Below are 22795 nucleotides of genomic sequence, written 5' to 3'. Positions count from 1 at the left end.
GTCAGCCGGTTATGAAACGCCAGACCTCGGGATCCGGTTTGACCTGGCCGCTGAGCACGAAATATTTGTAGAGGACGAGCAGCGAGATCGCCTGCTCGTCCCGCTCGTTGCGGAACTTCTGGCAATAGGCATTGGCGGCGGCGACGATGCGTTCGGCCTCGGCCGGGTGCTTTTCGAAATAGGCCACCCGGTCGGCGAGATCGGAGAAGTCGGGGGCCAGCGGCACATAGTGGACATCGGCCCTGACCTCGCTTTCGGCGAACCAGGTCTCGTAGGTCGGCGGCGGCATCAGGCAGAGCGAGTTCGAGCTCATGATCCATTTGAGGTTGGTCGCGACATCGTTGCCTTCGAGCGAGACGATGTAGCGGTAGCGCCGCTGCTCATCGATGGTGAGATAGGGTTTTTGGTATTCGGCCTTGGCCTCCTTCTTCGGCGTCCCGACATCGCAGATCGGCAAGTCGCGCACGGCATCGAGGAACCGCGTGCGGATCGGGTTGTTGAGATCGCCGCGCCAGACCACGAGCGGACGCTTGTCGGCGAAGGGCTGCCGGTCGGCCGGCAGCTGGAAGTGGCGGAACTTGTCCAGCTTCATCAGCACGGCATTGCCGTTGCCGTCCGTGATCGGCCGGTCCTTGACGATCGCCGGCATCTTTGGGACGTCGATGACATCACCGAATTCGAGATCGATGAGCAGCGCCGGATCGAAATAGCGGGCAAATTCCTTGAGGTCGTAATAATACATGCTCGGAGAAAACGGCATGCGACTGACCGGCACCGCGGCCGGGCTCGGCGCGAAGGGCCGCTCCAGCCTGTTGTAGTAGTTCACCCGCTCGCGGACCGAGCCGTCCGACCGCCGTGTCTGCTCCAGCCATCCCGCCAGCCGGCGACGGAACAGCGCCTGCGGAGCGAGGTCGCGCGCGAAGTTGCGCGCGTAGTAAAACACCTTGGCGGCGGTTCGGAGAGGCGTGGCCATCGGTCCGTCGTTTCAATCAGCCTGGCGCTGGCGCGCAGATTTCTCCTACACCATTGTGCCGCCTGTCTTGCAAGCCCCGAACCGAGGGCGGGATAATTGTCCGCCTATTCTTGCTTCAGCCGTTGTGTTTGCGCTCCAATGCTCCTAGGCAGGACGTCAAGTCCCGCAGTTGAAAGGAAGCGATATGGCGCGAGCACCGAACTACGGTCAGGAACGCAAGGAGCGCGATCGCCAGAAGGCCGCCAAGAAGGCCGAGAAGCTGGCGGCCAAGGTCGCCGCCAAGGAGCGTTCGAAGCCCGCGGACAAGACGGAAGCGGAAACGGCCAAGTAATCTTGAAGTCTGCAGGCCGCGTCGCTTATGCGGAGGCCTTGTCGCTGACGAAGACATTCACTTCGCGGGCGGCCGCGATGAAGGCGCGCCTCGCATTCATCGCCGGCTTGTCGCCGGCCAGAGCGTCGTGACAGGCCTGCAGCGCTTCGCGGTGTTTGGCACTGCGCTTGCCGGGCCAGCTGTTGAGCAGATAGTCAGACGCCTCGCGCGCGGTGCGCAAGAGCTGATTGGTTCCCGCCGTGGCCGACTTGACGGTCACGGGTATTTCAAACCGGTTGTTTTCCATCGCCGCTCTTACGCCATCGGCGCACGCGAAGCGAGAGCCAAAGCGAACTGAATCGCGATCAGGCGGCGACGACGGCGAAGCCCCTGGCGCGCAGGCCGCGCCGGTCGTCGCGCAGCGATGTCACCAGCCGGTCGCGGCTGCCGACCATATGGGTTGAAAGCAGCCGTGCCGCCTCGTCGGCATCGCCTGCCCGCACGGCGGCCAGCACCGCATGGTGCTCGGCCCAGGCACGGCCAAGTGCCGCCTCGTCGCGCACCTCCAACCAGCGGGCGCGCGACAGCCTGGTCATCGCATCGCGTACCGCCCGGAACAGGAAGTCGTTGCCGGAAAGCCTGGCCAGCTCGATGTGGAAATCCATGCCGACGCGGTGCCATTCCTCGCGCGCTGTGGCGGCATCGCAGGAGTCCAGCATCGCCTCGATGAGGTCCACGGCACTCTTGTCCTCCAGCGCGCAGGTGATCCGGATAGCGGCCACCTCGACCGCCTCGCGATAGACGGCGATCTGCTCGAGCTCGGTGAGGTTGATGGGCGAGACGGTCCAGCCGCGTCCGTCGCGGCAGATCAGGCCCTCGGTCTCCAGCCGCAGCAGCGCCGCCCTGACCGGGGTGCGCGAGGCGGCGAAGCGGCTTTCGATCCAGCGCTCGGTGAGGCGCTCGCCGGGCCCGATCTCGAGGCCGAGGATCATTTCGCGAAGCTGCCGTTCGACGCTCTGCATCTGCGACATGGCGGTTCCGTTGATAACGGTCGCATTGACAGCGACAGGGTTGAGGTTCATGACGGATACCAACTTGGTATCCCAAATTGGTGTCCACAACAATCCCCCTGATCGGGCAAGGCATGACATGAGCGAGAACGGCAGCGAACACGGCGGCTACAATGTCCACTGGCGCCGCAATCTCGCCGTCTGTTTTGCTGGCTCGTTCAGCACGCTCATCGCCATGACCCTGCTGCTGCCCTTCCTGCCGCTCTATGTCGAGCAGCTTGGCGCCAAGGGCCATGCGGCGATCGTGCAATGGTCGGGCATCGCCTATGGCGCCACCTTCCTTGCGGCGGCACTTGTGGCGCCGCTGTGGGGACGGCTCGGCGACCGCTACGGCCGCAAGCTGATGTTGGTGCGGGCCAGCTTCGGCATGGCCATCTGCATGTCGCTGACCGGCATGGTCGAGACCGTCTGGCAACTGGTGCTGCTGCGTCTCCTGATCGGCTTTGCCGGCGGCTATTCGTCGGGCTCGACCATACTGGTCGCCATGCAGACGCCGAAGGAGCGTTCCGGCTGGGCGCTGGGCGTGCTGTCGGCCGGCATCACCGCGGGATCCCTGGTCGGCCCGCTGCTGGGCGGCGCGCTGCCGCCGCTGATCGGCATCCGCGCCACCTTCCTTTTGTCGGGCGGCGTCATCTTCCTCGCCTTCCTGGCGACGACTTTTCTCATCAAGGAGACCCCTCGCCCGCCGGCCGCCAAAACCAAAGCTGCGTCAAAGCCGAAAAGCGGCTGGTCGCAGATCCCCGACAAGCGGCCGGTCGCCGCCATGCTGGCGACCGGCATGCTGCTTGCCTTCGCCACCATGTCGATCGAGCCGATCATCACCGTCTATGTGCAGCAGTTGATCGAGGACCAGAGCCGGGTGACGCTGGTCGCCGGCGTCGTCATGTCGGCGGCGGCGCTCGGCGCCATCCTGTCGGCCTCGTGGCTGGGCAGGCTGGCCGACCGCATCGGCCATTGGAACGTCGTGATCGCGGCACTTGGCGTTTCGGCCCTGCTGTTGATCCCGCAGGCCTTCGTCACCGAGGGCTGGCAGCTGATCGGCCTGCGCTTCCTGATGGGCCTGGCGCTGGGCGGCCTGTTGCCCTGCATCACCAGCGTCATCCGCCACAACGTTCCCGACGGCGTCGGCGGCAACGTGCTGGGCCTGTCGATCTCGGCGCAGTATGTCGGCCAGGTGGCCGGGCCACTGCTCGGCGGCTTCGCCGGCGGCCATTTCGGCATGCGCTCGGTTTTTCTGGGCACGTCGGTGCTGATGGCCGGCGGCGCGGTCTACAACTGGATTGTCCAGTCGCGGCGGGCAAGGCATATGGTGCTGGAACCCGGCAAGCCCTGAGCGGCCTGCGTATCGCTCGCTACGACGGAGACATCCATGAGCTTGGCCGAACACCCGGCAAAATCCGGCAGCCGCATCCTCGTTCTTGCCGGCGGCCTTTGCGGCGCGGCGGGCGTGGCGCTGTCGGCCGCGGCGGCGCATCTCGGCGGCGCCTTCGTCGGCACGGCTGCGTCCTTCCTGCTGATGCATGCGCCGGTCTTCCTCGCCGTCGGGCTGATCGGCGCCGGCCGCCCGTTGCGAATTGCGAGCCTGCTCCTGCTTGTCGGTCTGGTGCTGTTCTGCGGCGATCTTCTCGCCCGCGACTTCCTGGGATCGCGGCTGTTCCCGATGTCGGCGCCGATCGGCGGCACCTTGCTGATCGCCGGCTGGCTGGCGATCGCGGGATCGGCGCTGATCCAGAACCGGCCCTGAGGTCGGGGATCAGTCCTGCCGGCGCTTGCGTCTTGCCAGCCAGTCGCGGTTGCGCACTGCCGGCCTCGTCAGGCGCCGCCGTTCGGGCCGGTCGCTGGCGGGTGAGATGCCCCAGTAGTTGCGATAGATGTCCTCGAACAGATGGCTTATCGGATGCATGACTGTTCTCCCGAGAATTGAATCGATCCAATCCACCGATACAGAAAAAGCGGATCGGTCAGCCGCGCTTACGATCCACGATAAAGCGCAGCTCGCACTTCCATGGACTTGCCTTGCCGCGGCGCTTTTCGCTGAGCGTGGCCGAGGCAATGCCCCAATCGTTGCGGTAGACGTCCTCGAACAGAAAGTTGACCGGATGCATGGCACCCTCCTTTTCAACCTGCTCCATCGGCCGAATTGCCGATTGGATCGATTCAAGAATACGCCGCCAGGCGATACAGTCAAGCAATATTTGAATCGATCCAAGAAAAATGATAGATGGACCGGAGATCGATCCCCGTCCATGTATTGCAGCGCTAGAGGTTCGGAGAACTGACATGGCAGCACTCGTCGAAGGCCAGGCACGACCCATCCGGCTGGCCGATATCGCCAAGGCCGCCGGGGTCTCGCACGGCACGGCCTCCAACGTCTTCAGCCGCCCCGAGATCGTGCGCGCGGAAGTGCGCGAGCGGGTAAAGGCGGTGGCGGAAGCGATGGGTTATGCCGGTCCCGACCCCAAGGGCCGGCTGCTGCGCGCCGGCAAGGTCAACGCCATCGGCGTCTGCACAACCGAGCCCCTCTCCTATTTCTTCGACGATCCTTTTGCCCGTGTGATGATGGCCGGCATCTCCCAGGCATGCGACGCCACCGGCGCCGGGATCGCGTTGGTGTCGGCTCAGAATGACGAGAAGCTCGCCTGGAACATCCAGAGCGCCCTGGTCGACGGCTTCATCCTGTTCTGCATCGAGGGCGGTCCTCGCCTCGTGGAACTGACGCGCGAACGGAGGCTTCCCTTCGTCGCGCTCGCGATCGGCTTCGATGACGACACCATCTCGATGATCGGCATCGACAACATCGCCGGCGCCAGGCTGGCCGCGCGTCATCTTGGCGAACTCGGGCATCGCCGCTTCGCCGTCCTGTCGCTGCCTTTCGTCGACGGCAGCACCGGTCTTGTGATGCCCGGGCGGCTCGGGACGGCGCTCTACACGGCAACGCGCGATCGACTTGCCGGCTATTTCGAGGAGCTTGCCCGCTTCGGCGTCGATACCACCAGGGTGCCGGTCTACGAGACCGAAAACGAGGCGGCCACCACCAGGGCCGGCCTCGAGGCCATCTTCGCCAGCGGCGAGCCGCCCACCGCGATCCTGGCGATGTCGGACCGGATGGCCATGGTCGCGATCGACTGGCTGACGGAGCGCGGCCTGAACGTCCCGGGCGACGTCTCGGTCGTCGGCTTCGATGGCGTGCCGGATGGCCTGCTGAGCAGACCTCAGCTCACCACCATCGCCCAGCCGATTGCGGAGATCGGCCGTCGGGCGGCGCGGATGATCCTCGATTTCGATGGCGCGGTGCGGCGCGAGATGCTCGGCGTCGAACTCGTCGTCAGGGCATCGACCGGGCCGGCGAAGGCCTGATCCTCAGCGATTGCCAGCGGCCATCGGCTGGGCGACGAACGTTGGTCGCGCCGGCGCCTCGCCGCGGACCGGCTTCCGGCCCAGTGAACCGATGGCCGACAGCCATTCGAGATAGAAGGCGAGCGCGAACTGCATGGCGATGCCGGCCGATATCAGCAGCGTGTCGTAGGCAAAGCCGCCCGGATTGATCAGCTTCAGCACCTGCGCCACCATGGCGAGAACCGTGCCGGCGATGAACACCGGCAGCGAGCGCTTGCCGAGGATGGCCAGCGGATGGTCGGTGCTGGTGCGGAACAGGTTCGAGACCGCCGGCAGCGCGACGATCAGATAGCTCACCGCCAATATGTGCAGGAGCCTGGGCAGCGACAGGAAGGTCTTGTCGAAGCCGGTCAGCACCACCGGCAGGTCGAGCCAGGATATGCGGCCCCAGAGCGGGCTGTGCACCCAGACCAGCGCCGTCAGCACATAGGCGGCGGCGGCCCCGACCAGCCAGCGATTGACCGGAATGGTTCCGCCGCGCCTGACATGCAGCATGGCTGCGAGGCCGATGTTGAACAGGAATTGCCAGGACAGCGGATTGAGGAACCAGAAGCCGGGCTCCGGATAGTTCGGCGGCGCGATCTGCCAGATGCCGGCGATCAGCCACAGGGCAGCCGACAGTACAAGCGCCGGCACCGGCCTGTAGCTGATCAACAGCAGGAAGGCCGGCGCCAGCAAAAGCAGCACCGCATAGACCGGCAGGATGTTGTTGTAGCCGAGCTGGTGGCCGAGCGTGACGATGCCGACCAGCACCTCCGGCGTGTTTTTCATCAGCGGCTCGATGTTGATCAGCTTCAGCAGCTCCGGCCGCCGGGCGAACACCGCTGCGGCGCAGAACAGCGCCATCACCACCATGGTCGTGACGATGTGGGCGGCATAGAGCACGCCGGCGCGCCGCCACATTTTCAGCGTCGCCAGCAGCCGGCCGCCGGGCTGGAATTTGCTGCCGTAGGCGAGCGCCACCGACATGCCGGAGATCAGCACAAAGGCTTCGGCCGCGTCCGAGAAGCCGAAATTCTTGTAGGTCAGCGTCTCGAACATTGTGCCAGGCACATGGTCGATGAAGATGGTGAGCAGCGCGAGCGCGCGAAACACGTCGATACGCGTGTCGCGATCGTGGATACGCGTATCGCGATCGTGGATACGCGTATCGCGATCGTGGATACGTGTGTCCCGTCCGGGCGAAACTGGCATGGTCATCGACAAAAGGCCTCAAAGCTGGTCGTTCATTCGGGCAATGCGACCCCCGGCGCACCGCTTTGATTCCTCCCGTGAGAGGGAGTGTATCGGCGCAGAAACGGACTGAAGTAAGCCTGGTTCAATCAACTTTCGCGGAGCAAGAAAATAATCCGTTTTGAAGCCGGCAAATCAACGAAACAGCCATGAAATCAAAAGGATATGAGCGTGCCTGAATATACTGACGATGGCGGCGTCTTCTATGACTTGAGCTTCCTCCATCGCTTCATCAAGCCATCCGGCGCAAGCGGCGAATGCCTGTTCCTGCTGCATGGATCCGGCGTCGATGAAACCACGCTGGTACCGTTTGCGAGACAGATCGCGCCCAGGGCCGCGCTGGTCGCGGCGCGCGGTCGAATCCCGCAAGAGGACGGCTTTCGCTGGTTCGAGCGGATCACGCCGACCAGCTTCGAGCAGGCCAGCATCCGCACGGAGACGGACACCTTCGCCACCTTCGTTGCCGAGGCGACGAAGCGCCACGGGCTCGATCTCTCCCGTGCGACCTTCCTCGGCTATTCGAACGGCGCCAATCTGGTCTCGAGCCTGATGCTGCTTCATCCCGGTCTGGTCCGGCGGGCAGCACTCCTGCGGCCGATGCCGGTGCTCGACGAGACACCGCCGACGAATCTCGGCGGCACGAAGGTGCTGATGATCGCCGGCGCCTCCGACCTCACCTACGGCCCGTTCGCGCCGGCGCTGGTGACGCTGCTAAGCCAGCGCGGCGCCACGGTCGATGCTCGCATCGTTGCATCGGGACATGAGATCGGCGACCCGGACGCGGCCATGGTCAGGCAATGGATGGCGGATCCAGCCGTGGCGTGAGTGGATCAGGACCGGAAGGCCTATCCCTGCCCCATCCGGTTCCACGCGTCCAGGCCTGCGATCTTGTAGGCTTCGGCCAGGGTTGGGTAGTTGAAGGTGTTGTTGACGAAGAAGTCGACCGTGCCGCCGAGATTGATCACCGCCTGGCCGATATGGATGAGTTCAGTGGCGCCCTCGCCGACGATGTGGGCGCCGAGCAGCCGGCGCGTTTCGACCGAGAACAGCAGTTTCAGGAAGCCAGAGTTGACGCCCATGATGTGGCCGCGCGAGGTTTCGCGGAAGCGCGCCACGCCGACCTCGTAGGCGGCGCCGCTCTCGCGCACCTGCTCCTCCGACTGGCCGACGGTGGAGATTTCGGGCACCGCGTAGATGCCATATGGAAAGGTTTCCGGCGGCGGCGGCAACAGCACGCCGAAAGCGTGGCAGGCGGCCACCCTGCCCTGCTCCATCGAGGTCGAGGCAAGGCTCGGGAAGCCGATGACGTCGCCGGTGGCGTAGATGTTGGGCACGCTGGTCTGAAACGTGTTCGCGTCGACCTTGATGCGGCCCCTGGAGTCGGACTCGATGCCGACCACGTCGAGGCCGAGGCTGCCGAGATTGCCGCTGCGGCCGGCGGCATAAAGCACGATCTCGGAGCGGATGGTGCGGCCATCGGCAAGGGTGACCTCGGCATAATCGGGCTTTGAGGTGATCTCCTTGACCGTGCTGCCGAGGCGGATGGTCATGCCGCGATCGCGCATCTGGTGGATGAAGTCGTCGACGATCTCGCGGTCGACGAAATCGAGGATGGTGTTGCGCGGCTCGACCAGCGTCACCGGCACATCGAGGGCCGAAAAGATGGTGGCATATTCGACGCCGATGACGCCGGCGCCGATCACAGTCAGCGTGCGCGGCAGCCGGTCGAGCTCCAGCATCTCGTCGCTGTCGAAGACGCGGGTCTTGTCGAACGGCACGTCGCGCGGCCGGTGCGGCCTGGTACCGACGGCGATCAGCGCATTGGCGAAGCCGACCTCGCTATAGTCGCCATTGTCGCTCGTCAGGCTGACCTTGTTGGGGCCGAGGAATTTCGCCGTGGCGCGCGAACTCTTGACCGCGTTGCGCATGAACTGGTGCTGCAGCACCTCGACCTCGTGGTCGAGCGTCTTGTGCAGGCGCTCAATGAGGTCGCTGACCGAAATGTCCTGCTTGACCCGGTAGCCGCGTCCATAGAAGCCGCGCTCGCGCCAGCCGGAAAGGTTGAGCACCGTCTCGCGCAGTGTCTTCGACGGGATGGTGCCGGTGTGCACCGAGACGCCGCCGAGGCGCCGGCCCCTGTCGACCACCAGCACCGATTTGCCGAGCTTGGCGGACTGCACCGCGGCGCGGCGCCCCGAAGGGCCGCTGCCGATGACCAGCATGTCATAGTCCATAATACCCCCGTCCCCTCGGCGTCTTGTTGCGCCGCAGCAAGCTAACGCCATCCTTGCCGTGAATTCAACCGCTCGAGCGACCTCCGCACGTCGCACCCCGACCGACGATCTTGATTCCGCCATCGGCTTTCACCATTTCAATGGCGGATCGCCCGCACCCTATCGCGGGCCCGGTTACGAGGGCATGACATGAACGCGCGTGTACTTGACGGCGAAATCATTACCAGCAGGCTCGACGACGTCAGGGCCCATGACGGCGTGCGCACCCGGCGCATTCTTGCCTGCCTGATCGACTATCTGATCATCGGGCTGCTCACCATTCCCTTCGCCATCCTGGTCGCCGTCCTCGGGCTGCTGACGTTTGGCCTCGGCTGGATGCTGTTTTCGGTGCTCGTGCCGGCGGTCGCCGTTCTCTACATCTGGAACACGCTGGGCAGCGCCGACCAGGCGACCACCGGCATGAAGCTGATGGGCATCCGGCTCGACCGCCTTGACGGCACCCGCATCGACGGGCTGACCGCTGTCGTGCATTCGGTGCTGTTCTGGGCCGGCAACGTCATCCTGACGCCGCTGGTGCTCCTGGTGACGCTGTTTTCGGACCGCAAGCGCACGCTGCACGACTTGCTGCTTGGCACGGTGGTGAGCCGTACAGATCGTTGAAACAGCATTTTCGAGGGCGAACGCGGGCGCTTATGCGCAATTATGAAGGCCCTCAGTCAGCAACCGCTCCACAATCCTGTTGAATTTTTCGCCGGTCGGGCCAAAGGTAAGGCGATTCGTAGGAGCGTTTCCCGGAATCCATGACGCAGCACCCGACCCAGTCGCCGCAGTTCTTCCTGACCGCGCCGTCGCCGTGCCCGTATCTGGAGGGCCAGTTCGAACGCAAGGTGTTCACTCACCTCGTCGGCGACAAGGCGCCCGAGATGAACGACCTGTTGACGCAAGGCGGCTTCCGGCGCTCGCAGAACATCGCCTACCGGCCCGCCTGCGAAACCTGCCGCGCCTGTGTGTCGGTGCGTATCCTGGCGCAGGAATTCACCGCAAGCCGCAACATGAAGCGGGTGATCCAGCACAATGCCGACCTCGTCGGCGCCATGCACGACGCGCAGCCGTCGACCGAGCAATACTCGCTGTTCCGCGCCTATCTCGACGCCCGCCATCGCCGCGGCGGCATGTCGGACATGACGGTGCTCGACTACGCCATGATGGTCGAAGACACGCATGTCGACACCAAGATCATCGAATACAGGCGGCGCGGCCCCGACACTTTCATAACCGGCAAGGGTCAGGGCGAGCTGATCGCGGTGGCGCTGACCGACAAGATGGCCGACGGCCTGTCGATGGTCTATTCCTACTTCAATCCGGACTTCGAGGACCGCTCGCTCGGCACCTTCATGATCCTCGACCATATCGCCCGAGCGAGAGCCATGGGCCTGCCCCATGTCTATCTCGGCTACTGGGTCAACGGCTCGCGCAAGATGAGCTATAAAATGCGCTTCATGCCGCAGGAGCATCTCGGCCCGAAAGGCTGGGAACGCTACGAGCACGAAGCGGTCACGCGCTGACTAACCCTTTCCAAGCCCGACCTTAAAACTGTTTCAAGCAGCGGGATGCTGGTCTTGCCGCCGAACGGCGAGAGAATGCGCTATCGCGCTGCTGGCCGTCCGCCTGCAAATTCCATTGCGAGAATTGCCGACATGTCCTCCCACCACGACCACCAGAAAGGCCTTCTGCTGACCGCCATCGGCGGCATGACGCTGACCGTCGACATCCCGCTGATCAGGCTCGCCCATGGCGAGGCATGGACGATCCTGTTGCTGCGCACCGGCACCACTTTCCTTGCCGGACTTGTCATCTGGGCGGTCTGGCGCTCGCTGAGCGACCGGGCGCCGCAACTCGTTCCCGGGCGGGCGGGGCTTGCGGTGGCGACGCTCTACGGGCTCGGCTCGATCGCCTTCATCACCGCCGTCTACAACACCTCGACCGCCGACCTCGTCTTCATCCTCGCCTTCACCACCATGTTCTCGGCGCTGCTGTCCTGGCTGTTCCTGAAAGAACGACCACGGCCGCTGACGCTGGCGGCACTGGCGCTGATGATCGTCGGCGTCGCCATCATCGTCGGCGACTCCATCGGCAACGGATATCTGTTCGGCGATGTCATGGCCCTGTGCTCCGCGCTTTGCGTCGCCTGCGCGATCACCATCTCGCGCGCCAGCGGCAAGGACATGGGCTTCACCTCGCTCATCGGCGTGGTGCTGCCCTTCACCGTCGCCGCCTTCATGGTCTCGAAGACCGGCTTTCAGGTGGACGCGCCGTGGTGGATCATCTTCAACGGCGCGGTGATTATGCCGATCTCGTTCTTCTGCCTGGCCAACGGGCCGAAATACATCTCAGGGCCGGAAGTGGCGATGTTCTACCTATTGGAAACGGTGCTGGCGCCGGTCTGGGTCTGGATGATCTTCTCCGAGACGCCGTCGCGCAACAGCCTGATCGGCGGCGCGATCTTGATCGTGACGCTTGTCGGCCATTCGCTGTGGCAGTTGCATGAGGGGCGCAAGCGCCGCGCTACGCTGGCCGTCAGTCACCCGGTCTGAATCTTCTTCTTTTCCGTGGCGATCTCGATCTGCGGCGGGCCGTCCTTGGTCTCAGCAAGCGCCGTGGCAGCGGAATCGTCCATCAGCTCGACCTCACGCAGCCACTCGCGCCAGATCGCGACCAAGAGCGCCATCAGCACCGGGCCGATGAACAGGCCGAGGAAGCCCATCGTCTTGACGCCGCCGATCAGGCCGAAAAAGGTCGGCAGGAAAGGCAGTTTGATCGGCCCCCCGACCAGCTTGGGGCGCAGCGTCTTGTCGACGATGAACAGCTCGACCGCGCCCCAGGCAAAAAGCGCCAGGCCCGCCATTGGCGAGCCGCTGGCGGCAAGGTAGATCGACACCAGCGTGAAGGAGAGCGGCGCGCCGCCGGGGATCAGCGCCATGATGCCGGTCAAGGCGCCGAGCGTCACCGGCGACGGCACGCCGGCCAGCCAGTAGGCGACGCCAAGCACCACCCCCTCGCCGATGGCGATGATGGTCATGCCGGTGACGGTGGACGAGATCGTCGCCGGCACCACGCGCGAGATCCGCTCCCAGCGGGTCGGCAGGATGCGCTCGCCGAGGCGGTCGACCTGCGCGGCGAAATGCTCGCCATCGCGATAGGCGAAGAACAGCGCGATCATCATGAACAGCAGCGTCAAAAGCAGGCCGAACGCGCTGCCGCCGGCGGCGAGCGCGCCGCGATAGATGCTGCCGATATTGGCGCCGCTGACCAATTGGATCAGTTCGCCGATGCCGCCCGGATGGCCGAGATTGGTCGTCCACTGCTCGTTCAGCCATTCGCCGACGATCGGCATGGTGGCGATCCAGTGCGGCGTCACCGCGCCGTGGCGGTTGGTCTCGATCGCCCACCCGACCCATTCCCGGACCTCGTTGATGGCATAGGTGCCGGCAAGCGCGATCGGCACCACCAGGAAGGTGAGGATGAAGAGGATGGCGAAGGTGGCGGCGATGGTGCGGTTACCGCCGACGGCGGCCAGCAGGCGGCGGTAGAGCGGCCAGCTGGCGAAAGCGATGACGAGGGCGGCCAGAACCGGGAACAGGAAGCCGTGGAAGAAATAGACGCCGGCGGCGACGATCAGCACCAACAGCCAGCGCGCCGCAGACAGTGGCGGGATGACGGCGGCCCTGAGCGGCGTCGACAGGCCGAACAGCCGCTGCCCCGGTTTCTGGATCTCGGTCTGCTTCAAGCGCGCGTTTCTCCCCTGCCCCCGGGTTTGCCTGTGCACCATCATAGTGCAGCAATCGTGACGATAGTCCAAATGATTGGGCGGAGGTCTTCCTTCTCCCCTTGTGGGGTGAGCAGCCGGTTCGCCGAAGGCGAATTCATCGTGCCAGTGGCACGGTGAAAGGCCAGGGAACGCCGGGACGCTGCGAAGCAGCGGGGACCCGGCCGGGGTGGATCGGCCACCGCCCGGCCCTTCGCAGGCTCAGGGCGTTCGAACCTCGAAAAGCCAAGCAATTGGCTTTTCGTCCGCTAGCTCGGACCGCTTCTCACCCCACAAGTGGAGAAGGGGGAGCTTCGCTAGCCGAACTTCCCCGTCCTCGGGAACCCCTTCGGCACCATGCGGCCGGCGGCGGCGCGGGCGCCGATCCATTCGGCCAGTTCTTCGCGCGAGCGGATGAAGGTGCGGTCGGCCGAATCCTGCCAGCTGAGGCCGGTTTCGAGCGTGAAGGGCTTGATGTCCAGCACGCCGCCATCCTTGTACTTCTGCAGGCGCACGCCCTTGCCGCGCCCCATCTCCGGGATCTCGGCGAGCGGGAACACCAGCATCTTGCGGTTCTCGCCGACGATGGCGAGGTGGTCGCCTGAGAGCGGAATGCAGCGCTTGGCCTCGTCCGGCGACTTGACGTTCATCACCTGCTTGCCCTTGCGGGTGTTGGCGACGACCTCTTCCTCCGGAACGATGAAGCCGTTGGCGTCGTAGGAGACGAGAAGCAGCTTGCGCTTCGGATCGTGGACGAAGGCGGTGACGATATCCTGGTCGTTCTCCATGTCGACGATGATGCGGATCGGCTCGCCATGGCCGCGCCCGCCCGGCAGACGGTCGGCCCCGATCGTGTAGAACTTGCCGCCCGTCGTGAAGACCAGGATCTTGTCGGTGGTCTGGGCGTGGAAGGCTAGCTTGAGGCTGTCGCCTTCCTTGAAGGTGAACTGCGAATGGTCGGTCAGATGACCCTTCATCGCCCGCAGCCAGCCCTTTTCGGAGACGACCACGGTGACCGGCTCGCGCTCGATCATGGCGTGCGCGATGTCGGTCAGGTCATGCTCGGGCGCGTCGGCGAACTGGGTGCGGCGCTTGCCGAGTTCGGTCTCTGGCCCGAACTTGTCGCGGATGCTGGTGACTTCCCACTTGATCGTCGCCCACTGCTTGGCGTTGGACGCCAGCAGCGCCTCGATCTGCTTCTTCTCGGCGGTGAGCCCGTCGAACTCCTTGCGGATCTCGATCTCTTCCAGCTTGCGCAGGGCGCGCAAGCGCATGTTGAGGATGGCTTCGGCCTGGGTGTCGGTGAGCGACCAGCGGGCCATCATCACCTGCTTGGGCTCATCCTCCTCGCGGATGATCCTGATCACCTCGTCGATGTTGAGGTAGGCGATCAGGTAGCCGGCGAGAATCTCGAGGCGCTTTTCGATCTCGCCGAGGCGGTGCTTCGAACGGCGGATGAGGACGTCGCGGCGATGCTCCAGCCACTCCTTGAGCACGCCCTTCAGCGACAGCACGTTCGGCACCTTGCCGCGCGACAGCACGTTCATGTTGAGCGGGAAGCGGCTTTCGAGCTCCGTCAGCTTGAACAGCGATTCCATCAGGATGCCGGGATCGACGGTGCGGCTCTTCGGCACCAGCACGATGCGGATATCCTCGGCGCTCTCGTCGCGGATGTCTTCGAGCAGCGGCAGTTTGCGCGCCATCAGGAGCTCGGCGATCTTCTCGATCAGCCGCGCCTTCTGGACGCCGTAGGGGATCTCGGTGACGACGATGCTCCAGGTGCCCCTGCCCTGGTCCTCCTGGCCCCATTTCGCCCTGACGCGGAAGCCGCCGCGGCCCGTCTCATAGGCTTCGAGGATCGAGGCGTGGCTGTCGACGATGATGCCGCCGGTCGGGAAATCCGGACCCTGGACGAAGTCCATCAGCGCCGTCACCGGCGCGTCGGGATTCTCGATCAGATGAAGCGCTGCGTCGCAAAGCTCGGCGGCATTGTGCGGCGGAATCGAAGTCGCCATGCCGACGGCAATGCCGGACGAGCCATTGGCGAGCAGGTTGGGGAAGGCGCCGGGCAGCACGACCGGCTCCTCGTCCTCCTCATTGTAGGTCGGCCTATAGTCGACGGCATCCTCGGTGATGCCGGCAAGCAGCTCCGTCGCCACTTCGGTCATGCGCGCTTCGGTGTAGCGCATGGCGGCGGCGTTATCGCCGTCGATGTTGCCGAAATTGCCCTGCCCGTCGACCAGCGGGTAGCGCATCGAGAAATCCTGCGCCAGGCGGACCAGCGCGTCGTAGATCGACTGGTCGCCATGCGGATGGAACTTGCCCATCACCTCGCCGACGATGCGCGCGCATTTGGCGAAGCCCTGGTCGGGATTGAGTCTCAGCAGCCGCATGGCATGCATGATGCGGCGATGCACGGGCTTCAGCCCGTCGCGCACATCCGGCAATGCCCGGTGCATGATGGTCGACAGCGCATAGGCGAGATAGCGCTCCTCGAGCGCCTTCTTCAGATCGACCGGTTCGATATGGTCACCGCCGCCATCTTCAGGCGGCAAAAGCCTTTTTCCCATGGGTTTGCACTAGCCGAGCGGGTGATTCGCGGCAAGCGCCGGCTGGCCCAATCCGCTTGCCTCAAGCCCATGGGTGTGACGGATTTCACGGAATTGGCGAAGCGCGCAGGCCAATTTGCGGCCCGACTGCAACACCTGTCACCGCATGACGGCGCCAGCCAACATCAACCTGTTACATGCCCTGTCTATGGCAGGGCGATGCCGGATGGAAACCCGATCTTCATGACAAATTCACCGCTTCAAGCGAACAGGTCGGCCCGCTATTTGCCTTTCACCGCGATTTTCGACCATTGTGCCGGGAGGCGCCTTTTTCCCGTCCAGTTCGTCGCGGAATGGTGATGGCGCATAGGATCAAAAAGCAATTTCAGGACAACTCTCAGGGGACTTCGCCATGACAATCCAACGCTCAACTCTCAAGAAACTGGCCTTCTCGACCTTCCTGCTGACGCTGCCGCTCAATGCCGCCTTCGCGCAGGACACCGCCGTCGCCGATCGCCTCAAGGCGGCGCTTGCCGCCCAGGGCGTCGACATCTCCTGGACCGGGGTGAGCGGCGATGAGTCCAACATGGTGCTGCAGGGCGTGGCCGTGAAGCCGGCGGGCGAAAAGGAGCCCCTGACCATCGGCGACGTCAAGCTCGAAGGCGTCAGCGAAGCCGCTGGCGGCTACGACATCGAGACCGTCTCGACCGCGGCCCTCGAGCACAGCAAGGACGGCGTCACGCTGTCGCTCAGCCCGTTCGTCATCCATGACATGACGGTTCCGGCCGAGGGCGCCACCGGCCCGCTCGGCTCGCTGATGATGTACAAGTCGGCCGAGCTCTCCAACCTGACGGTCAAGGTTGCCGACAAGACCGCCTTCTCGATGGACGGCCTGGCGATCGAGATCACCCCGCCGGAGGATGGCAAGGCGATGAACTTTTCCGGCACGACGGAAAAGTTCAATGCCGACCTGACCCTGGTCGACGACCCCAAGTCCAAGGAAGCCATCGAAGCGCTCGGCTACCAGAACATTTCGGGCAATATCGACATCGCCGGCACCTGGCAGCCGGCGGACGGCAAGATGGAACTGTCGAAATACGACATCGCTGTCGACAATGCCGGCAAGCTCGGCATGACCTTCGGCCTCGGCGGCTATACGCTCGACTTCATCAAGTCGCTGCAGGAGATGCAGAAGAAGATGGCCGCGCAGCCCGAGGGCGCAGACAATTCGGCGCAAGGCATGGCCATGCTCGGCCTGCTGCAGCAGCTTTCGTTCAACAGCGCCTCGATCCGCTTCGACGACGATTCGTTGACCAACAAGGTGCTGGAATATGTCGGCAAGCAGCAGGGCATGTCGGGCAAGGACATCGCTAACCAGGCCAAGGCGATCGTGCCGTTCGGCATGGCGCAGCTCAACAATCCGGAGCTGACGGCCGAGGTGACGACGGCGGTCGGCAAATATCTCGACGACCCGAAGAGCCTGGAGATTTCGGCCGAGCCGCCGGCCGCTGTGCCGTTCGCGCTGATCATGGCTGGTGCGATGTCGAACCCGCTCGACCTGCCGAAGACGCTCGGCGTCAAGGTCAAGGCCAACGAGGACTGATCGGACTAGCTGCCTTCTCCCCGTTCTACGGGGAGAAGGTGCCGGCAGGCGGATGAGGGGCAGCGCCGACGCCGGCAAATATGGAATCCAATTCGGACCCGATTGCCTGTCGGAAGGCTTCAGCTGCTGCGACCACTCGCAAATCGCCGACGTCCGCGCTGCCCCTCATTGTCCTGCCGGACATTTCTCCCCGTATAGAGACGGGGAGAAAGAGCAGCTGCAACGCTACCGTCAGTCCTTCTTGGCCACTGCCACGCGCAGCGACAGTTCGCGCAGCTGCTGCGGGGTGGCTTCCGAAGGCGCGTTCATCAGCAAGTCGTAGGCCTGCTGGTTCATCGGGAACATGGTGACCTCGCGCAGGTTCTTGGCGCCGACCAGCAGCATGACGATGCGGTCGATGCCGGCCGCCATGCCGCCATGCGGCGGCGCGCCATACTGGAAGGCGCGGTAGAGGCCGCCGAAGCGCTCCTCGACGGTGGCGCGGTCGAGCCCGACCGTTTCGAACGCCTTGACCATGGTCTCCGGCAGGTGATTGCGGATGCCGCCGGAGGCGATCTCGAAGCCGTTGCAGACCATGTCGTACTGGAACGCCTTGATGCCGAGCAGATCCTCGCCGCCCAGCGCCTCGATACCGCCCTGCGGCATTGAGAACGGGTTGTGGGCGAAGTCGATCTTCTTTTCTTCTTCGTTCCACTCGAAGAACGGGAAGTCGACGATCCAGCAGAGCTCGAAACGGTCGCGGTCGACGAGGTTCAGTTCCTCGCCTGCGCGGGTGCGCGCGGCACCGGCAAAGGAGACGAACTTCTTCGGGTCGCCGGCGACGAAGAAGGCGGCGTCGCCATCGGCGAGGCCAAGCTGCTGGCGCACCGCTTCGGTGCGCTCCTCGCCAATGTTCTTGGCGATCGGACCGGCGCCTTCGAGCTTGTCGCCCTCCTTGCGCCAGAAGATGTAGCCGAGGCCCGGCTGGCCCTCGCCCTGCGCCCAGGAATTCATGCGGTCGCAGAAGGCGCGGCTGCCGCCGGTCTTGGCGGGAATGGCCCAGACTTCGGCCTTCGGATCGTTGGCCAGGATGTTGGCGAACACCTTGAAGCCGGAGTCGCGGAAATGGTCCGACACCGCCTGCATCTCGATCGGGTTGCGCAGGTCCGGCTTGTCCGAGCCGTAGGTGCGCATCGCCTCGTCATAGGGGATGCGGCGGAATTTCTGCGTCACCGGCTTGCCGGCGGCGAAAGTCTCGAACACATCACGAAGCACCGGCTCCATCGTCGACAGCACGTCGTCCTGCTCGACGAAGCTCATTTCGAGGTCGAGCTGGTAGAATTCGCCGGGCAGACGGTCGGCGCGCGGGTCCTCGTCGCGGAAGCAGGGCGCGATCTGGAAATAGCGATCGAAGCCGGAGACCATGATCAGCTGCTTGTACTGCTGCGGCGCCTGCGGCAGCGCGTAGAAGCTGCCGGGATGGATGCGCGACGGCACCAGGAAGTCGCGCGCGCCTTCGGGCGACGAGGCGGTCAGGATCGGCGTCGAGAATTCAGTGAAGCCGACCTCGCCCATGCGCTTGCGCATCTCGGCGATGATCTTCGTCCGCGCCACGATGTTCCTGTGCAGCGTCTCGCGACGCAGGTCGAGGAAGCGGTACTTCAGGCGGATGTCCTCGGGATAGTCAGGCTCGCCGAACACCGGCAGCGGCAGTTCCTTGGCCGCCGACAGCACCTCGATCTCGCGCGCGAAAATCTCGATCTCGCCGGTCGGCAGATTGGCGTTCGTCGTCTCCGGCAGGCGAGCCTTGACCTCGCCATCGACGCGGATCACCCACTCGCCACGCACCGTCTCGGCAATCTTGAAGGCCGGCGAATCCGGATCGGCGACGATCTGGGTGAGGCCGTAATGGTCGCGCAGGTCGATGAACAGCAGGCCGCCATGGTCGCGCACGCGATGCACCCAGCCCGACAGGCGGACGGAAGTGCCGACGTCGCTCTTTCTCAATTGGGCACAGGTATGGCTGCGGTAACGATGCATTGTCATGGTGAAGTCCGGATGCTGATTGCGGACCGACGGCCCGGCTCGAAAATTGGCGCGAAAAGCGCATGGGAGGCCGGTTTTGTCAAGGCAAGCGGTCACACAGAAGCGCCGCCTCAGCCTCTCAAGCAAAGTGGATTTCGGCGCCCTGGCGTTCGAAATCGGCAAGGATCGCGGCGGGCGCCGACTTTTCCACCACAAGGTGGCGGATCGCTTCGGCCCTGGCGACGCGGTAGGGCGCGGCGGTGGCCAGCTTGTCGTTGGTGACGGCGACCACGATGCCGGTGCTGTTCCTGGCCATGGCCCGCTTCACCTCGGCCTCCGCCGAATCGAAAGCCGTCACGCCACGCGCGGCGTCGAGGCCGCAGGAGCCCAGGAAACACAGATCGGCGCCAAGCTGCGCGATGGCGGCCAGCGTGTCGGCGCCGACGCAGGTTCCGAGCTCGCGGACGAACCTGCCGCCGAGCACGATCAACTCGACCTGCGGGTGATCGGACAGCGCCGAGGCAACGCCGAGCGAATTGGTGGCGACGGTCAGGTCGAGCTCGCGCGGAATGGCCCTGGCGATCGCCGCATTGGTGCTGCCACCATCGATGAACAGGCTCTGCCCGGCGGAAAGCAGCCTCACCGCCGCGCTCGCCAGCCGCATCTTCTCCTCGACCGCATGGCCGCTGCGCTGGCCGACTGTTGCCGCGGCCAAAGGTGCCGATGCGACGGCGCCGCCGTAGACGCGGCGACACTCGCCCGCCTTCGCCAGCTCCCTGAGGTCGCGCCGGACCGTGTCCTCGGAAACGCCGAAGTGGCTCGCCAGCTCCCCGGCCAGCACCCTGCCCTCGACCGCGAGACGGTCGCGGATGATCTGGTGCCGTTGATCCGTCAGCATTGCATGACCCTGATTTCGCTATACACGTTCTTGCATGTTTTGCACGTTTATGCAAGAAGTGACTCTTGTCGGACCGCTGGCAAACCCAGCCGTCTGCTCCCTTCAAGGAAAACACCGCGATGCGTTTTGGTCTCAGCCTTGCCCCTCAACACCGCGTCTATGCCGGGTTCGCGATCTATTCCTTCGCCATGGGCAACATCTTTCCGCGGCTTCCCGACATCAAGCGCGCCATGGACATCGAGGACGGCACGCTCGGGCTCAGCCTGATCGGGACGCCGATCGGCACCTTGATCGCGCTGACGCTGGCGGCGCCATTGCTGGAGCGGGTCGGCTTCCGCCGCGCGCTGCTCGGCCTCGTGCCGCTCATTGCGACCGCCTACGCGCTCGCCGTGCACGCGCCGGGGCCGCTTGCGCTGTTCCTGATGCTGCTTCCGGTCGGCTTGATGATCGGCAGCGTCGAGATCGTCCTCAATGTCGAGGCAGACAGGACCGAGTTCCTGCTCGGACGCCGGATCATGAACCGGGCGCACTCGTTCTGGAGCATCGGCTTCTTCGGCGCCGGGCTGTTCGGAGGAGCGCTCGCGCATCTCGGACTGTCGCCGCAACTCCACCTCGCCCTCGTCGTGCCGATGGTGGCCCTGTCGATGATGCTCTTTCTCGGCGGCTACGAGCCGGCGCCCGCCCGCCACGCCGGCAGCGGCGATGCCGCGCCCATGTTCGCGCGGCCGACACTGCCGATCCTGGTCCTGGTCGCCGTGACGCTGTCGGCGATGCTGCTGGAAGGCGCCAGCATCGACTGGTCGGCGATCTACATGCGCACCGTGTTCGACACCGGCCCCTTCGTCGCCGGCTTCACCGTGGCGCTGTTCGCGTTCTCGCAAGCGACCACCCGCTTCTTCGCCGACAGTTTCGTCGATCGCCACTCGCCGAGCGGCGTGGCGCGCGTGCTGCTGGCGACAATGGCGGCGGGCGTGCTTTTGGTCTTCCTGTCGCCGGCACCGTTTTTCTCATTGCTGGGCTTTGCGCTTCTGGGCATCGGCACCAGCGCCATCTTCCCGCTGGCGATCTCAGCCGCCGCTCAGCGCACGGACCGCTCCGCGGCAATCAATGTCGCGGCGCTGTCGCAGATCTCCTTCGTCGCCTTTCTGCTCGGCCCGCCGCTGCTCGGCTTCGTCTCCGACCATTGGGGCATCCGCTCGGCCTTCGGCATCGGCATCCCGTTCATCGTGCTCAGCCTGCTGACCGCGGGTTCGCTCGGACGCCGGCCGGCCAAGTCCGCCGCGCCGGCGAACGAAGCTGCCGATCCGGCGCGGGCGAGAGCATTGGCGCCGGCGGGCAAGGCCTGAGCGCCGCTCCCAATACGGCCCCTAAGCAAGCGCCATTGGCCCCATAATTGCCGCTGGCATTGGTGGTGGTGTTGGTCCAAGAAGGATCACCAACATGTGATTGCCTTCCCCTATGTCCTCGATACGCCCGCTGATCCCCCTCCTCATCGCCGCCGGCATCCTGCTTGGCGGCAACGGGCTGCAGGGCACGCTGATCGCGCTGCGCGGCGCGCAGGAAGGCTTTTCCGCCCCCGTCATCGGCCTGATGGGCACCTTCTACTTCGCCGGCTTCCTGCTCGGCTGCCTGGCAGTCACCCGCATCCTGAAGGCGGTCGGCCATGTCAGGACCTTCTCGGCGCTCGCCGCCACCGCTTCGGCCGGTACACTGCTCCTGGTGCTGGTCATCGATCCTGTCATGTGGTGCGCGGTGCGCTTTGCCGGCGGTTTCTGCTTCGCCGGCCTGTTCACCGTAATGGAAGCCTGGCTGAACTCCGGCGTCACCAACAAGGACCGCGCACGCGTGCTTGCCATCTACCGCATGGTCGACATCGGCTCGGTCACCAGCGCGCAGTTCCTGATACCGATCTTCGGCGCCGGCGGCTTTGCCATCTTCGCCATCATGTCGATGATGATCACGCTGTCGCTGGTGCCGGTCTCACTCGGCGACCGCTCCAACCCGACGCCGCCGGAAGACGTCAAGCTCGACCTGCCGCGCGTCTGGCGCATCTCGCCGCTCGGCTCGATCGGCTGCATCGCCGTCGGCGTCACCAACAGCGCCTTCCGCACGCTCTCGCCCGTCTATGCCGAGCAGATCGGCATGTCGGTCGCCGATGTCGTGACCTTCGTCAGCGTCGGCATCTTCGGCGGCGCCCTGATCCAGTATCCGCTCGGCTATCTCTCCGACCGCCGGGACCGGCGCTCGGTGCTGCTGGCGACCACCTGCTGCGCGATGCTCGCAGCACTGGCACTGGTGTTCCTGGCGGGCGCCGACCCGTTCCTCAACTTCGTCATCGTCTTCATCTTCGGCAGCTTCGCCATGCCGCTCTTTTCGCTGTCCGCAGCGCATGCCAACGACCGCGCCGACAAAGGCGAGTTCGTGCTGATCAACGCGGCCCTGATGCTGTTCTATTCGTTCGGCGCCATCGGCGGCCCGTTCGCGGCCTCGGCGGCGATGCAATATTTCGGACCGGGCGCCCTGTTTGTGTTCAGTGCCATGGTCTACGCGGTGCTGATTCTCGTCATTCTTTACCGCATGCAGGTGCGCTCCGGCGTGCCGGCCGACAGACGCAGCCCTTTCACCGCGCTCTTGCGCACATCGACGGTGTTCGCGCGGCTGGCGCGGCGCAGCGGCGATTCCGATGGATCGAGCGAGCCATGACCTTGCGGCGGCTTGAC

At 64.9% G+C, this 22795-nt stretch carries 23 protein-coding genes; 12 read left to right on the top strand and 11 right to left on the bottom strand.

The features are described from left to right. Position 1: 1 nt before the first annotated feature. The gene (locus EN857_RS24280) at positions 2 to 973 is read right to left on the bottom strand and encodes a glycosyl transferase family 90 (RefSeq protein ID WP_127393079.1); all 972 of its coding nucleotides are present in this window, start codon (positions 971 to 973) and stop codon (positions 2 to 4) included. Between the two features lie 184 nt (positions 974 to 1157). On the opposite strand from EN857_RS24280, the gene EN857_RS24275 reads away from it, so the two are divergent. Beyond that, a complete protein-coding gene (locus tag EN857_RS24275; RefSeq protein WP_127284226.1) occupies positions 1158 to 1304 on the top strand; it encodes a hypothetical protein in 147 nt (48 codons plus the stop codon). Between the two features lie 25 nt (positions 1305 to 1329). Here EN857_RS24275 and EN857_RS24270 read toward each other — a convergent pair whose 3' ends face one another. Together EN857_RS24270 and EN857_RS24265 are read right to left on the bottom strand one after the other, a co-directional pair. Continuing rightward, entirely contained in the window at positions 1330 to 1590 is a 261-nt protein-coding gene (locus EN857_RS24270) for a DUF982 domain-containing protein (protein WP_127393078.1), read from the bottom strand. Between the two features lie 58 nt (positions 1591 to 1648). Further along, on the bottom strand, positions 1649 to 2314 hold the full coding sequence (locus tag EN857_RS24265) for a GntR family transcriptional regulator (RefSeq protein ID WP_127393080.1): 666 nt from the start codon (positions 2312 to 2314) through the stop codon (positions 1649 to 1651). A gap of 118 nt (positions 2315 to 2432) precedes the next feature. Here EN857_RS24265 and EN857_RS24260 point away from each other — a divergent pair, with 118 nt between their 5' ends. Further along, entirely contained in the window at positions 2433 to 3686 is a 1254-nt protein-coding gene (locus tag EN857_RS24260; protein ID WP_135859283.1) for a multidrug efflux MFS transporter, read from the top strand. 36 nt (positions 3687 to 3722) lie between these two features. Further along, complete coding sequence (locus EN857_RS24255; RefSeq protein WP_135859282.1) at positions 3723 to 4097, top strand: DUF423 domain-containing protein; 375 nt, start codon at positions 3723 to 3725, stop codon at positions 4095 to 4097. Between the two features lie 9 nt (positions 4098 to 4106). Here the strand turns inward: EN857_RS24255 and EN857_RS34880 are convergent, their stop codons facing one another. Together EN857_RS34880 and EN857_RS34875 are read right to left on the bottom strand one after the other, a co-directional pair. Further along, complete coding sequence (locus tag EN857_RS34880; RefSeq protein WP_187331415.1) at positions 4107 to 4256, bottom strand: hypothetical protein; 150 nt, start codon at positions 4254 to 4256, stop codon at positions 4107 to 4109. Between the two features lie 58 nt (positions 4257 to 4314). Beyond that, positions 4315 to 4458, bottom strand: coding sequence for a hypothetical protein (locus EN857_RS34875; protein ID WP_187331414.1), 144 nt, complete (start codon positions 4456 to 4458; stop codon positions 4315 to 4317). Between the two features lie 175 nt (positions 4459 to 4633). Between EN857_RS34875 and EN857_RS24250 the strand changes: the two genes are divergently transcribed. Continuing rightward, positions 4634 to 5710 (top strand): LacI family DNA-binding transcriptional regulator, encoded by a 1077-nt coding sequence (locus tag EN857_RS24250; protein WP_127393075.1) that lies wholly within the window; start codon positions 4634 to 4636, stop codon positions 5708 to 5710. A 3-nt stretch (positions 5711 to 5713) separates the two neighbouring features. Here EN857_RS24250 and EN857_RS24245 read toward each other — a convergent pair whose 3' ends face one another. Further along, the gene (locus tag EN857_RS24245) at positions 5714 to 6943 is read right to left on the bottom strand and encodes an OpgC family protein (RefSeq protein WP_245493527.1); all 1230 of its coding nucleotides are present in this window, start codon (positions 6941 to 6943) and stop codon (positions 5714 to 5716) included. Between the two features lie 204 nt (positions 6944 to 7147). Here EN857_RS24245 and EN857_RS24240 point away from each other — a divergent pair, with 204 nt between their 5' ends. Next, positions 7148 to 7807 (top strand): alpha/beta hydrolase, encoded by a 660-nt coding sequence (locus EN857_RS24240; protein WP_135859281.1) that lies wholly within the window; start codon positions 7148 to 7150, stop codon positions 7805 to 7807. Between the two features lie 20 nt (positions 7808 to 7827). Here EN857_RS24240 and sthA read toward each other — a convergent pair whose 3' ends face one another. After that, positions 7828 to 9216 (bottom strand): Si-specific NAD(P)(+) transhydrogenase, encoded by a 1389-nt coding sequence (gene sthA / locus EN857_RS24235; RefSeq protein ID WP_127393855.1) that lies wholly within the window; start codon positions 9214 to 9216, stop codon positions 7828 to 7830. Between the two features lie 189 nt (positions 9217 to 9405). Here sthA and EN857_RS24230 point away from each other — a divergent pair, with 189 nt between their 5' ends. The 3 genes from EN857_RS24230 (at position 9406) to EN857_RS24220 (ending at position 11810) form a co-directional block, all read left to right on the top strand. Then, a complete protein-coding gene (locus EN857_RS24230; RefSeq protein ID WP_127393856.1) occupies positions 9406 to 9876 on the top strand; it encodes an RDD family protein in 471 nt (156 codons plus the stop codon). A gap of 140 nt (positions 9877 to 10016) precedes the next feature. Next, complete coding sequence (locus EN857_RS24225; protein WP_127284216.1) at positions 10017 to 10781, top strand: arginyltransferase; 765 nt, start codon at positions 10017 to 10019, stop codon at positions 10779 to 10781. A gap of 132 nt (positions 10782 to 10913) precedes the next feature. Further along, entirely contained in the window at positions 10914 to 11810 is an 897-nt protein-coding gene (locus tag EN857_RS24220; RefSeq protein ID WP_127393857.1) for an EamA family transporter, read from the top strand. On the opposite strand, the gene EN857_RS24215 is transcribed toward EN857_RS24220, so the two are convergent. Both EN857_RS24215 and parC read right to left on the bottom strand, forming a co-directional pair. Continuing rightward, positions 11798 to 13003, bottom strand: a complete 1206-nt coding sequence (locus EN857_RS24215; RefSeq protein ID WP_128346470.1) for an AI-2E family transporter — start codon at positions 13001 to 13003, stop codon at positions 11798 to 11800. The two genes, EN857_RS24220 and EN857_RS24215, sit on opposite strands and share 13 nt — an antisense overlap. A 335-nt stretch (positions 13004 to 13338) precedes the next feature. Beyond that, positions 13339 to 15591, bottom strand: coding sequence for a DNA topoisomerase IV subunit A (gene parC, locus EN857_RS24210; RefSeq protein ID WP_127393785.1), 2253 nt, complete (start codon positions 15589 to 15591; stop codon positions 13339 to 13341). Between parC and EN857_RS34870 the strand changes: the two genes are divergently transcribed. Both EN857_RS34870 and EN857_RS24205 read left to right on the top strand, forming a co-directional pair. After that, complete coding sequence (locus EN857_RS34870; RefSeq protein ID WP_187331422.1) at positions 15547 to 15930, top strand: hypothetical protein; 384 nt, start codon at positions 15547 to 15549, stop codon at positions 15928 to 15930. The two genes, parC and EN857_RS34870, sit on opposite strands and share 45 nt — an antisense overlap. A 52-nt stretch (positions 15931 to 15982) precedes the next feature. Next, complete coding sequence (locus tag EN857_RS24205) at positions 15983 to 17173, top strand: hypothetical protein (RefSeq protein WP_128346469.1); 1191 nt, start codon at positions 15983 to 15985, stop codon at positions 17171 to 17173. Positions 17174 to 17404: 231 nt separating this feature from the next. Here EN857_RS24205 and aspS read toward each other — a convergent pair whose 3' ends face one another. Then, the gene (gene aspS, locus EN857_RS24200; RefSeq protein ID WP_187331420.1) at positions 17405 to 19192 is read right to left on the bottom strand and encodes an aspartate--tRNA ligase; all 1788 of its coding nucleotides are present in this window, start codon (positions 19190 to 19192) and stop codon (positions 17405 to 17407) included. Positions 19193 to 19316: 124 nt separating this feature from the next. Next, positions 19317 to 20075 (bottom strand): DeoR/GlpR family DNA-binding transcription regulator, encoded by a 759-nt coding sequence (locus EN857_RS24195; protein ID WP_127392644.1) that lies wholly within the window; start codon positions 20073 to 20075, stop codon positions 19317 to 19319. A 119-nt stretch (positions 20076 to 20194) separates the two neighbouring features. Here EN857_RS24195 and EN857_RS24190 point away from each other — a divergent pair, with 119 nt between their 5' ends. Together EN857_RS24190 and EN857_RS24185 are read left to right on the top strand one after the other, a co-directional pair. Next, positions 20195 to 21421 carry an MFS transporter gene (locus tag EN857_RS24190; protein ID WP_127392645.1) on the top strand — a complete coding sequence of 409 codons (1227 nt, stop codon included), beginning with the start codon at positions 20195 to 20197 and terminating at the stop codon, positions 21419 to 21421. A 112-nt stretch (positions 21422 to 21533) separates the two neighbouring features. Continuing rightward, positions 21534 to 22778, top strand: coding sequence for an MFS transporter (locus EN857_RS24185; protein ID WP_127311464.1), 1245 nt, complete (start codon positions 21534 to 21536; stop codon positions 22776 to 22778). Positions 22779 to 22795 lie beyond the last annotated feature (17 nt).

Source organism: Mesorhizobium sp. M4B.F.Ca.ET.214.01.1.1, from assembly GCF_004791545.1.
Classification (GTDB): domain Bacteria; phylum Pseudomonadota; class Alphaproteobacteria; order Rhizobiales; family Rhizobiaceae; genus Mesorhizobium; species Mesorhizobium abyssinicae.
Note: the sequence above shows the minus strand (reverse complement) of the source record. Positions and strands in the feature narration are given on the sequence as shown.